This is a genomic window from Photobacterium sp. TLY01 (assembly GCF_021432065.1).
Lineage (GTDB): Bacteria > Pseudomonadota > Gammaproteobacteria > Enterobacterales > Vibrionaceae > Photobacterium > Photobacterium halotolerans_A.
Genome location: NZ_CP090364.1, coordinates 2,347,766 through 2,360,646 on the forward strand (window position 1 = coordinate 2,347,766; position 12,881 = coordinate 2,360,646).

The following is a 12,881-nucleotide window of genomic DNA, read 5'->3' on the forward strand; positions in this document are numbered from 1 at the left end:
CTTCTACTTCATTCTTGTTGTTGGCGCGTATTCTAACAGAAAAAATCAGAACGCAAACGTTTACCTAAGGGTTGAGTGGGTTAAATCTGAGCAATTGCCCGTTCAGCCCGGTAAGTTTACGCAAATCGTCTGCTTTTCCTGACAGTTTATCTTTGTCGATCTCGGGTCCGACTACAACACGTGCCAAATCACCTGGTTTCAGCTGTTTTGGCAGAACGTGTGCCTGATAGCCTTTGCTTCTGAGTTTCTCGACCAGCTGATGGGCATTCTCAAAATTACGGAACACTCCCAGTTGTATCACCCAGCCACTGTCCGTGTTGCCCGGCTGCGGTTCACCCACAGGCTGCGGTTTGACTTCAACCGGCTCTGACACCGATTCGGACAAGGCCGGTTGTCCGGCAATTTGCTCAGTCACTGGCATTGGCGGTAATTCAGCTTCCGCATCCACAGGTTCCGGGATCGCGGTCATGCTCGCTTCATTCCCGGTCTCAGGCTGGAGTGGAATACTGGCAAACTGCTCCTGGAAGTGCTGCTTTTTACCATCAAAAAAATCGGGCAGAAAAATCACACCGATTGCGACCAGTACGATCGTTCCGACCAGACGACTCTGAAATTTACTCGCCACACTTACTCCTGTATCTTGATATAGCTGGATACTTCGCCAACTGTGTGAAACGAACCAAAAACAATGATGACATCGTCGGGTTGCGCCATCATTAATGCCGCCTGATAAGCCAGCTCAGGAGCCGTATACAGCGCCCCCTGAAACGTCAGATGTGCTGCTATCTCTTGGGCTGAAGCGGCGCGAGGCCCCTGAAGCGAAGCCGGATACCAGGCATCCACGACCGTTTTCATTTCCACTAAGGTGGATGGGATATCTTTATCGCGCAGCATACCAACCACGCCGTGGATCTTACCGACCGGACGCACATTCTTCAGCGCCTTCAGCTGGCGAGCCAGATAATTGGCCGAGTGCGGATTATGAGCCACATCAAGCAAAATCAACGGATTATCCGACACTGTTTCCATGCGACCGGCAAGACGCACTTTAGCTAGACCGGACACAATATGCTGATCACTGATTTCCAGATCGGCAACGCCCAGTGCCATCAGTGCCGTCGCCGCGTTCGGCAAAGGCAGTGCCGGCAGAGGCAATTGCTCCATGTCGAATGCACCGCACTTCCAGTTCCAGGTCTCCCCGGTCTGCTCATAGGTATACTGATAACCCACCTGATACAACTCGGCACCGATGCTGTCCGCATGAGCGGCCACCGACGCCGGGGGATTAGGCTGACCACACACCGCTGGTTTATCAGCGCGGAAAATCCCCGCTTTCTCATAGCCAATCACTTCGATATCGCTGCCCAGCCAGTCGACATGATCAATCGCCAGACTGGTGATCACCGAAACATCGTGATCCACGATATTGGTCGCATCCAGCCGGCCACCCAATCCGACCTCTAACACCACCACATCGACCTGATGGCTTTTAAAGAGGCTGAGCGCAGCCAGCGTACCGAATTCGAACAGGCTCAGGCTGATGTCCTGACGGTAGGATTCTACCGTCGCAAAGGCCTGACTGTGTTCACTATCATCCAGCTCCTGACCATTAATGCGTACCCGCTCGTTGTAGCGCACCAAATGCGGCGAGCTGTATACACCCACGCTGTAACCCGCCTGCAGCAGGATGGCTTCAAGAATAGCGCAGGTTGAGCCTTTACCATTGGTGCCAGCGACTGTAATTACAGTCGGTGCCGGTTTGCACAGTCCGGCGCGCTCCCCCACGGCCTGGACACGATCCAGCCCCAGATCGATGGCACTGGTATGAAGATTTTCCAGATAAAGAAGCCAGTCATTGAGTGGTGACGTCGCCGAAGGCACAAATTGCGGCGTTGCAGAGGTATCAGACATGTAACAGTACTAACTAATGTGATTAAGATGATGTCGCTTAATGTAGCATGAAGTGCACAGAATTTAACGGTTGAGAACCAAGTGAAGAAAGGAAATGTGGAACAATAACGCGAATTACCGGGCTGACAGGCCGCTTTTCACCTCAACCTGACATTGACCTGTACAAAAAAACGCCCGGTTTTTAACCAGGCGTTTTTTCATCTTTTAAGCTTTGTCTTATGCGGATTCGGTATTGCTGTCCGCATCGGCATCTACTGACACCAGCGGCTCCCTTTCAACAGGAACCACGAGCGGAGACTCAGTATTCATCATCTTGGCCAGCAGGCCGCCAATCCGCTGACGCATTTCACGACGATCAACAATCATATCAATCGCACCATGCTCCAGCAGGAATTCACTGCGCTGGAAGCCTTCCGGCAGTTTCTCGCGTACTGTCTGCTCGATCACCCGCTGTCCGGCAAAACCAATCAGCGCTTTCGGTTCACCGATATTGATGTCACCCAGCATCGCCAGACTGGCCGAGACACCGCCCATAGTCGGGTCTGTCAGCACAGAGAAGAAAGGCAGGCCTTTCGCCGACAAACGCTCCAGTGCCGCACTGGTTTTCGCCATTTGCATCAGCGACATCAGCGCTTCCTGCATCCGGGCACCGCCGCTGGCAGAGAAACACACCAGACCACAGTTGTTTGCTATGGCTTCATCAACCGCGCGAACAAACTTGGCACCGACGACCGAACCCATAGAACCGCCCATGAAGGAGAATTCAAAGGCACAGGCCACCACAGGCTGCTGCAACAGTGTGCCTTTCATGGCCACCAGCGCATCTTTCTCACCGCTGGCTTTCTGGGCTGCTGCAATACGGTCTTTGTATTTTTTCGAGTCACGGAATTTGAGGTGATCTTTCGGCTCCAGCTCCGCAGCAATTTCCACCTGACCTTCTTCATCGAGGAAGGTTTCCAGGCGGCGACGAGCTTTCATGCGCATGTGGTGATCACACTTTGGGCAAACTTCCAGATTGCGCTCAAGATCAGCGTAATAAAGTACCTGTTCACAAGAGGTACATTTCGTCCATACCCCTTCAGGGATAGATGCTTTACGAGACGTTACAATGTTGCTTTTTGTGAGGATCTTTTCAAGCCAGCTCATGAATGACCTTTCATTTACATCTCCCCCGCCCTGTGGCAAGGGATAATCAATTCGATAATTTCAAGTCCGGAATTAAAACACAAACTCGTCTAAGTGTAGATAAAAAACTGGTTGTACCTTGAGGAAATAGCGTGTTAACGGGATCTTAGCTCAAGAAACTTGACCGACCAGTGAAAGCCCGGCTGACCCGCTCTCGCTCACATTTCACACAATTTCTGCAGACTCTGCCTGCAAGGCAAGCAGCCCGACAGCAAGAGTCTGTCAAAACAGGCCGCCCGCTTACAAAAAGAGCGGTCCAGCCGGAACATCTGGCAAATCATAGACCTCAGGATAATCAACTTCAACCAGGTACAAACCTTCTGCTTTGGCGGTCGCACCCGCTAACGTACGATCTTTTTTCGCCAGCAGCCACTGAATCCATTCAGGTTTTTCTTCACCCCGTCCCACTTTAATCAAGCTGCCTGTGATATTACGCACCATATGATGAACAAAGGCATTGGCCTTGATATCAATGATGACGTAATGCCCCTGACGGGTGACATTCAGGTGCATCACATTACGCCATGGGCTGCGGGACTGGCAAAACACCGCCCGGAACGAGGTAAAATCATTCTCGCCCAGCAGGTACTGTCCGGCCTGATGCATTTTCTCGGCATCCAGCTCACCGTGATAGTGGCTGATCCCCGAACCAAGGATAGCAGGCCTAAGCGCGTGATTGTAAATGACATAACGATAGCGTCTGGCGGTGGCGCTGAAACGGGCATGGAACTCATCCGGCACTTCCTTTGCCCAGCGCACAGCAATATCTTTGGGCAAATGGGCGTTGGTGCCCATCGTCCAGGCCACCAGCTTACGCGGCGTATCGCAATCAAAGTGCACCACTTGCCCGGTGCCGTGCACACCGGCATCAGTACGACCGGCGCATTGTACCTCTATGGTCTGGTTGGCGATCTTGCTCAGCGCTTTTTCCAGCCTGCCCTGAACACTGTCAACGTCACGCTGACGCTGCCAACCAAAATAGCGGCTCCCGTCGTACTCAATTCCTAAGGCAATTCGCATGTCTGCACTCTTACTTGTCTGAAAACCCTGCCAGCCTGCGCTGGCAAAGCGAAAGCAGGGATTATAAAAAAAGCGCTAAAAGAAAAGAAGTCCGCATCAGCGGACTTCCTGTTCAGAGTGATGAAATGATCAGCGATCCATCTTTAATAACAGATTCGCGGCTTCCCGGCTGACATCGCCATCACCGTTCTCAGCCACATCTTCCAGCAAGAAAAATGCCCCATCGGTGTCATTCATTTCCAGATAAGCTTTGGCCAGATCCAGTTTACTGGCGTACTCACCCGCACCGTCAACGTCAATCTCACCAATGCCTGCCAGCACATCCGGGAACTCATCCAACCCCACATCCAGCTTCAGCGGCGCAGAATCCAGTTCAGGATCCGATTCCCCTTCCAGCTCTTTCATCAGTTCATCAATACTGATATAGGGCTCGTTGTCACGGGCCGAGGCAATCAGCTGGCTGTCTGCCTGAGCAGACTCTGGGCCATCCATTACATCGTCAGCCTGTTCAGACAACGACGGCTGCTCACCCCAATCCTCACTTTCCAGTTCAGGTTCAGGAATATCGGCTCCCCAGATGGCGCTTTCTTCCGGCGACAACTCCTGCTCTTCCAATTCCGACAGCGGCACACTGTCGTGTAACAGCCACTGTTCGTGCTCAAATTCCTCAGCATTGTCCAGCTCTGCCTGAGGCTCAGCATGAAATGAAGGCTCAGCCTGATATTGGGGCTCAGCCACACTGCCATCCGCAGCAAGCGCGATTTCATGCGCATCATCGGATGGCTCGTTGTCGGTACGGATATTGTCGGTCTGAAGATTTTCTGACTGAATGTTATCCGTCTGGATGCTCTCGGACTGGTGACTATCGTCCGGCATCCGGGGCCATTCAGCATCGGCTGTCAGCTCAGTATCCGTCCCGTCTTGAGTGCGGATTGAAGGCAGTGTCTCATCGGACTGAAAATCCTCAACAGCCTGCATGGCAGGCAGATCAAGCTCAGGTTCCGCCAGCAGGGCCGCCATATCCAGTCCGGCAGAGTCGATCAGCTCATCACGCCAGGCTTCGTTCGACTGTGGTTGTGGCTGCAATGGTGATGCTGGCTCGGGCTCAGGCTGAAATTGGGCCTCTTCACCGTACTTCAGTTCCTGCTCGTACTGCTCCAGCTCCATCTGCTCTTCAAACGAAGCATTCAATGCATCATCTTCGTCAAACTCTGGCAAGGTCGCCGGATCGATCACCGCATATTCGTACTGAGGTTTGCCATGCATCGGCACGGCTTGCCCGCCATTCTCTTGCAAATCTGCCGCGTGCGAATCAGTTTCTTGTATAGAAGCCGCTTCTGACAGTGCTGAAGCATCCTGCTTCGGCTGACTCTCAGTCAGGCCGCCATTACGTTCAACGGCTTGCGCCGCCAGTTGCAACTGTTCCGAGACTTTATTGAGCGCCGCCTGAGCGTCATCGTCAGACCAGTCCTTCTCATGCGCATCGTCTTCCCATGCGACGGCTTCAGGATCCAGTAACGCGGCTTCTTCATCAAACTCAGGAAATTCATCCAGATTGAACACAGGCTCCTGACGTCCGGCAACAGCCTCCTCCCAAGCAGGATCGAGTGTTGCTTCTGGCTGCTCCGCGGCCGCATCAGGCTCTGGCGATGGCGCGGGTTCATCGGCCACAGCAGATCCAGCAGCCGCCAGCGGTGTCGTCAAGGGTGTGTCATCGCGGGACTGATCAGCCTGAACCGCTTTCTGGTACCGGTTCTGTTCTATCAGCTGGCTGGCTTCATCACTGTTGTGGTGCCATGGCGCGGTTTCACTCTCTGGGTTCTCCGCCAGCGCTGTATCGGAAAGTGCCTGATCAGGTTCAGCCGCCACATCGGGTGCAGCGAACTCCGCACTCTGCGGGGAGCTTGTTTCTGCTTCAGGCTCAGGCTCGTGATCCTGACTGTCAGCAACAGATGCTTCGCTGTGTAAAACAGATTCATCGGCGACGTCTGTAGGGTCAGAATCAATGCGTTCAGGGACTGTATCTGCAACCTCTGTCTCTTCAGAATCAGCCTTCTGCGCTTGACCCTTCTCAGTTTCAGCAATCTCGTCTTCCGCTCTGAGTTCCGGGGCGAAATCCGGGCGGTCAGCCTCTGCAGCAACGACATCATCAGTCTGAGCATCACTCAGCAGACTATCGAGATCATCCTGTGGTGTGCTCGTCTCTGCCACCCGTTCATCCGAAATGACAGGAACTTCCGGCTCTGAGTCCAGCACGGTTGCCGGCTCATCCGCTTCATCTGCTGCAGCCGAAGCCGCCGTCTCTGATGCGGTCTCAGCCATACGCTCCGCATCAGGAGCATCAGTATCAGTTTCAGTTTCATGAAAGCCGGCATCATCAAGGCCTGCATCAGAAACCGGGGGTTCAGTGCCACTTAAAACCGGGTCATCGCCGTCAGCCATGCGCTCAGGATATGCTTCTGACAGCTCTGCCAGTGTCTCCGTGTCATCCAGTTCACTTAAGTGCTCATCGACGGTTTTTTTTTCAGCAAAGATCAGATCGTCGATGTCATCCGTACTGAGCGTATTCTCTTCCTGTGATGCGGTTAGCCAGGATGATTCCGCGTCCTGAGGCTCTTCGTCGTCCAGTGTCAGCAGCTCATCGAAAACATCTTTGTCTTCATCGGCGTTTTCTTCGGTATCCAGCTCAGGATCGATCTGCGTGTTGGGGGTCTCTTCATCCAGCAACTCATCCAGCAAGGCTGTACTGTTTTCATCCAGTTCAAAATCGCTGTCAGCATCGCTTTCCCGCTCATCAATCAGCTCGTCCAGCAACTCAGTGCTGCTGGCATCCAGGTTGAAATCGGCATTGAGATCGTCCAGCCCCCAGTCCTCTTCCGCACTGTCATCCCGGGAGCTGTCAGCCTGAATATTGTTAACCGCAGGACTGACAGGCGCGTGCTGCTCGTCATCTTCGCGTTCAAAATCCTGCATCAGTTCATTGAGGATGTCCTGATCCAGCATGCCAAGTTCAATACTGTCGGCTTTATGACCGGTCAGTTCACTGTCGGCAAAGGCATCGAACAGATCGTCATTACGCTTGTCCTCAACGGGCTTTGCCGGCGATACGTCCTCGTCATCCAGTAAACCTACGGCAAGATCAAAGTCTGTTTCTTCGTTATCCTGTGCACTGAAAGGCTTGTCCCAAAGACCACTCAGGCTGTCTTCTTTCTCCGGCGATGGTGCGGGTGCCTGATCAATCTGGTCCAGAGCACGCTCCATATCCTGGAGGCCAATGGCCTGATTATTGCTCTTGACTGAGATATCACTCTTTGGCAATTCATTACCAAAGGCGTCATCGAGCCCGTCCGTCAGATCCAGCTCATCCAGCTCTGCATCGTTATCATCAAACAAATTGTCTGAGAAGATTGGATCGTCCTGCGGGGTCTTATCATCAAACAGATCGTCAAGACTGCTGTCTTCACTATCCAGCCCCAGATGCGGCTCATCATCATCCAGATCAGAGGCCACAGGTTTCGGCGCGTCTTTGCTGACTTCAGCAGCAGGAGAAGCAGCCTCATCTTCTTTACGGCGCCGACCGGCGAAAAAGGCCAGCAGACCGGCAATCAGGCTACCGGGGATCAGGGCTGCACCAGCCAGTGCCCACGGGTTTGCAACCAGTTTATCGAGCCAGTGGACTGGCGGTTGTTCGGTCAGCGGCGCGTCAAGCGGGCTTTGTTGCGCTTTCTGCTGGGCAATGAAAGACTGAATTTCGCCGCGCAGCTCCTCGTCACCCGCCAGCTGTTCTTTCAGTGCACCAATTTCATGCTGCATTTCAGACAGCCGCACGCGAAGCAGCTGATTGCTTTCGCGCAATTGGGTCAGCGCTTCATCTGAAGAATCAAGCTGCTCCTGGAGTGCAGACGGAAGCACGTCATCCGCACGACTTGCGGCAGCGGCGGTCACACCGACTGCTGGTGCTGGAGAGGATACCGCCGATGCGGCAGATCGCTCTGGCGCTGCAGCAGCCGTTGCAGGACGCGAAGCCGACACCTGTGGCGCAGTGGCCGCGGGTTTCGGTGCAGGGGCTGCTGGTGATGCAGAAGCTGAGCCTGCTGTCGCTGTCTGAGGAGAGGCAGGGCGGCTGGCATTGCCTGCAGGCGTATTCGCTGTACGCGCGCGCGTCTGCTCGCGGCGTTGCAGATCAGACTCTACCCGGTTCCGTATCTGATCGGTATTTTCCGCCTGTATCTGAGCCATGGTCGGCATTCTCAGGCGACTGCCCGGGATCAGGCCATGAATATTGTTATCGGTGAACGCATTGGGGTTGGCACGGAAAATGGCCCCAAGGACCTGATAAATAGAAACGCTGTCATTGGGTTTATACCGTGACGCAATGGACCACAAGGTTTCGTTTTCACCTGTCGGGCCGTAAATGCCCACGGAACGGTTCACGGGAGCCGTGGCCGGACGCGGCGTGGTCACACGTGGCTGGGTGACTGCGGGCCGGGGCGATGGCGCAGGTGACACTGCAGGTGCTGGCGGTTGCGCGGGTTCATCAACCTGATCGGTCGGTCCCATGATGCGAACAGTGTTCGCTTGAACGGCAACTGGAAGCTGCAAAGCCGCCGCAGCGATAACGACCGGTAAGATGGCACGTTTCATTTTATTTGATGAGTCAGACACTGCCTGCTGTCCTCTCTGGCAGAGATAGTAAACTAGGAATTCTTCGGCCTGTAGCCAGAATACTTGAGCGTCAATGCAAAACGACAGGCGTTTGTGAACATTAAAAGTGATTGTTGCCTGCCATGGCTTGATGTCAATCACCACGCCCGGCTTTTACTGTGAAGATCAAGAAATTGGCTCAAGGAATTCAAAGGCGTGCCCATTCGCACGCCTTTGAATCGCTGTATGTATCCGGCTGTTGGCGCCGTGACAATGTGCTTTACGTCTTACAGGTATTCCTGGATCAGTTTTTCTGCAATCTGCACGCTGTTGGTCGCCGCGCCTTTACGGACGTTATCCGCCACCACCCACAGATTCAGCCCGCAGGGATGACTGATGTCTTCCCGGATACGGCCAACCATGACATGATTTTTGCCGACAGCATCCACCACCTGAGTCGGATACTCGTTGCCATGGAAGACTTCGATACCCTCGGCATTTTCCAGCAGGCTGATCACTTCTTCCATGATCACCGGCTGGCAGGTTTCCACATGTACCGCCTCAGCATGGCCATAGAATACCGGCACCCGCACGCAAGTCGGGTTCACGCGAATATTGGCATCGCCCAGAATTTTCTGGGTTTCCCACACCATTTTCATTTCTTCTTTGGTGTAGCCGTTCTCCATGAACTCATCGATTTGCGGCAGGCAGTTAAAAGCAATCTGCTTCGGGTAAGCTTTGTTTTCAACCGGCAAACCGTTCAGCAGTTTGGAGGTCTGACCCGCCAGTTCATTCACGCCACTTTTGCCAGAGCCGGACACCGACTGGTAAGTCGCCACGTTGATCCGATCAATGCCATACGCATCGTGAATCGGCTTCAGGGCCACCAGCATCTGAATGGTCGAACAGTTTGGATTGGCAATAATATTGCGGTTACGAAAATCAGCCAGTGCCTCCGGGTTCACTTCCGGCACCACCAGCGGAATTTCCGGGTCATAGCGAAAACAAGAGGTATTGTCGATCACCACCACACCCTCATCCGCGGCAATCGGCGCCCAGTGTTCAGAAGCCTCGGCCCCGGCAGAAAACAGGGCGATCTGCACCTGTGACCAGTCAAAGTCTTCAACATTGGTCACACGGACACTTTTACCCTTAAATCGCAGCGTTTTGCCCGCACTGCGCTCAGAGGCAAGCAGATACAGAGTACGGACAGGAAAATCACGCTCCTCCAGCACTTCGACCATGGCTTCCCCAACGGCACCGGTGGCTCCGAGAATGGCAATATCAAATTCCTGACTCATGGTGTTTCCTCAACAGTAAAACCTAATTTAGCCAGCGACTCTAACCCAAAATGCCCCTGGCCTGCTACTGTGACCGCACTGTATTCGCGTCGATCCCAGTAATTTTTTCGCATCTTATCAAATTCCGACGCCATGCCGGCATCATCGACCGCCTGCATCTGACGACGAAACAGAGCATCATCCTTTCGGACATCGTAGATCAGCTGAATTAAGCTAAAGAGACTGTCTTCATCCCACGCCCGGCTCAGCCGAACAAACGGCACAGGGGCAACCGGTAGCAATTCTGCCGCTTCGACTCTGTCATCCCGACCCAGAAACTCACAGAAGCTGTTGAAAATCATTGTGGTGCCGCGGGCTTTGCCTTCCAGTCCGTACCCTGCCACATGCGGGGTGGCAAAGGCCAGCAAAGGCAGCAGTTCACGATCCACCAAAGGCTCATGCTCAAACACATCCAGTACCGCCGTCAGTGCTTTCCCCTGACCGGATTGCGACTGTTGCAGAGCAAGTTTCAGTGCCTGATTGTCAACAATCGGGCCGCGGGCGGCATTGATCAAAATCGCCCCGTCTTTTAAGCGGGAAAGAAACGCCTGATCGACCAGATGGTGCGTCGGATAATCGCCCTGCCCGGTCAGCGGGGTGTGTAGGGTAATCACATCACATTCCTGAATCAGCGTATCCAGTGAGGCAAACTGCCGTGGATCACCTTCCGCTTCTTTCAGGGGATCATTGAGCAAGTATGGGATACCTAAGGCATCCAAACAGCCAGCCAGGTATGAGCCGACATTGCCTGCCCCGACAATCCCGACTTTTTTGCCGAAGATCGAAAAACCCTGCTGCTGGCCCAGTACCATCAGGCTGCTCAGCACATATTCAGCCACCCCGACCTTGTTACAGCCGGGCGCAGCCGTGTAAGCAATCCCCTTGGCTTCCACCGCGGCCTGATCAATATGGTCCTGACCGGCAGTTGCCGTACCGACAAAACGCAGCTGATCAGCTTTTGCCAGCAAAGCGGCATTCACTTGGGTGACTGACCGTATCATGAGGCCATCAATCCCCACTAAATCGTCAGCGGTCAGTGTGCGGCCGGGTTTGGCGATGACCTCCCCTAAGCGACCGAACAGTTCAACCGCATAAGGCATATTTTCATCTACAAGGATTTTCATTGGGGCTCCGAAAAAGTCACGCGAATCAACTGCGGACTAGCATGGGAAAAAATCGCCTGATGTCAAGAAAAGCTCAGGCTGACTGGCCATTCTGCAGCAATAAAAAAACCCGGTATCTATACCGGGTTAAACATCCAGGATGGGGAAGAACACTTGATCAGTGCCGCGTCTGAATACTGGCGCGATACAGGCAAGCCTGAGAACCGCGCCGCCCTGGAAATCAGGGGGATACAGACTCTGCACGAAGCATCATCTGTATGCCAGCCTATCAGGCTTCGTATTTCTTAATCACCAGCGTCGCATTGGTACCGCCGAAACCAAACGAGTTCGACATTACGGTTTTCAGCTTGGCATCACGGGTTTCACGCACAATGTCCAGACCTTCTGCTGCCGGATCCAGGTTATCAATGTTGATACTCGGAGCAATGAAGTCATTGTCCAGCATCAGCGTGGAATAAATGGCTTCGTGAACACCAGCAGCACCCAGGGCGTGACCTGTCATGGCTTTGGTGGCAGAAATCGCCGGGCTGTTCTGACCGAACAGTTCCTGAATGGCACCCAGCTCCTTCACATCCCCCACAGGCGTTGAGGTGCCGTGCGTGTTGATGTAATCAATCGGCGCGTCCAGATCCTGCATCGCCATCTTCATACAACGCACTGCGCCTTCACCGGAAGGGGCAACCATGTCGTAGCCATCTGATGTCGCGCCATAACCGACGATTTCACCGTAAATTTTCGCGCCGCGCGCCAGTGCATGCTCCAGCTCTTCCACGACAACCATGCCGCCGCCGCCGGAAATCACAAAACCGTCACGGTCGGCATCATAGGTCCGGGATGCTTTCGATGGATCGTCATTGTACTTGGTCGACAACGCGCCCATGGCATCGAACATCATGGTCAGTGACCAGTCCAGCTCTTCACCGCCACCGGCAAAGACGACGTCTTGTTTGCCCAGTTGGATCAGCTCCAACGCGTGACCGATACAGTGTGCGGATGTCGCACAGGCAGAGCTCATGGTGTAGTTGACACCACGAATTTTAAATGGGGTTGCCAGACAGGCAGAGACGGTGGACGACATGGTACGCGGTACCATGTATGGACCGACGCGCTTCACGCCTTTCTCACGCAAAATATCAACGGCAGCGACCTGGTTATACGAGGATGCACCACCTGAACCGGCCACCAGGCCCGTCCGTTCATTCGAGACCTGCTCTTCAGTCAGACCAGCATCTTCAATTGCCTGTTCCATAGACAAATACGCGAAGGCTGCGGCATCGCCCATGAAACGCATTTTTTTACGATCGATATGATCAGCCGGGTTCATTTTCAGGTCGCCCCAGACATTGCTGCGCAGTTTTGCGTCTGCAAACTGCTGAGAAAAGTTAATGCCTGATTTACCTGTTTTCAGTGAATCCAGTACCTCTTTCACATTGTTACCGATACTGGATACGATACCCATGCCTGTAATTACGGCTCGTTTCATGATGAATTCCTACTGTCATTTAACGCGGTGATGATAACGGGTTTAGCAAGCTTAAGTGGTCAGCTTTCCCCGTGATCGGTTACAATCCGCTACTTATCGTGGTCAGTTGATGATCTTTTACCAAAGTTTGCCTGTAAGACATAGCGGCATTTCACACATCTTGCTTAAAAAATC

General features: G+C 53.5%; 8 protein-coding genes. All 8 read right to left on the reverse strand.

Annotated elements, in window-relative coordinates; genetic code table 11:
• Positions 1-64: 64 nt before the first annotated feature.
• Positions 65-625 carry an SPOR domain-containing protein gene (locus LN341_RS11135; RefSeq protein ID WP_046218772.1) on the reverse strand — a complete coding sequence of 187 codons (561 nt, stop codon included), beginning with the start codon at positions 623-625 and terminating at the stop codon, positions 65-67.
• Between the two features lie 2 nt (positions 626-627).
• Positions 628-1,911 (reverse strand): bifunctional tetrahydrofolate synthase/dihydrofolate synthase, encoded by a 1,284-nt coding sequence (gene folC, locus LN341_RS11140; protein ID WP_234203303.1) that lies wholly within the window; start codon positions 1,909-1,911, stop codon positions 628-630.
• Between the two features lie 216 nt (positions 1,912-2,127).
• Positions 2,128-3,057 carry an acetyl-CoA carboxylase, carboxyltransferase subunit beta gene (accD, locus tag LN341_RS11145; RefSeq protein WP_234203304.1) on the reverse strand — a complete coding sequence of 310 codons (930 nt, stop codon included), beginning with the start codon at positions 3,055-3,057 and terminating at the stop codon, positions 2,128-2,130.
• 279 nt (positions 3,058-3,336) lie between these two features.
• Positions 3,337-4,116 (reverse strand): tRNA pseudouridine(38-40) synthase TruA, encoded by a 780-nt coding sequence (gene truA, locus LN341_RS11150; protein ID WP_234203305.1) that lies wholly within the window; start codon positions 4,114-4,116, stop codon positions 3,337-3,339.
• Between the two features lie 129 nt (positions 4,117-4,245).
• On the reverse strand, positions 4,246-8,781 hold the full coding sequence (locus LN341_RS11155; protein ID WP_234203306.1) for a FimV/HubP family polar landmark protein: 4,536 nt from the start codon (positions 8,779-8,781) through the stop codon (positions 4,246-4,248).
• Between the two features lie 266 nt (positions 8,782-9,047).
• A complete protein-coding gene (locus LN341_RS11160) occupies positions 9,048-10,061 on the reverse strand; it encodes an aspartate-semialdehyde dehydrogenase (RefSeq protein WP_234203307.1) in 1,014 nt (337 codons plus the stop codon).
• On the reverse strand, positions 10,058-11,224 hold the full coding sequence (locus LN341_RS11165; RefSeq protein WP_234203308.1) for a 4-phosphoerythronate dehydrogenase: 1,167 nt from the start codon (positions 11,222-11,224) through the stop codon (positions 10,058-10,060). Before LN341_RS11165 ends, LN341_RS11160 begins: the two co-directional genes overlap by 4 nt.
• 268 nt (positions 11,225-11,492) lie before the next feature.
• Positions 11,493-12,707 (reverse strand): beta-ketoacyl-ACP synthase I, encoded by a 1,215-nt coding sequence (gene fabB, locus LN341_RS11170; protein ID WP_046218779.1) that lies wholly within the window; start codon positions 12,705-12,707, stop codon positions 11,493-11,495.
• Positions 12,708-12,881 lie beyond the last annotated feature (174 nt).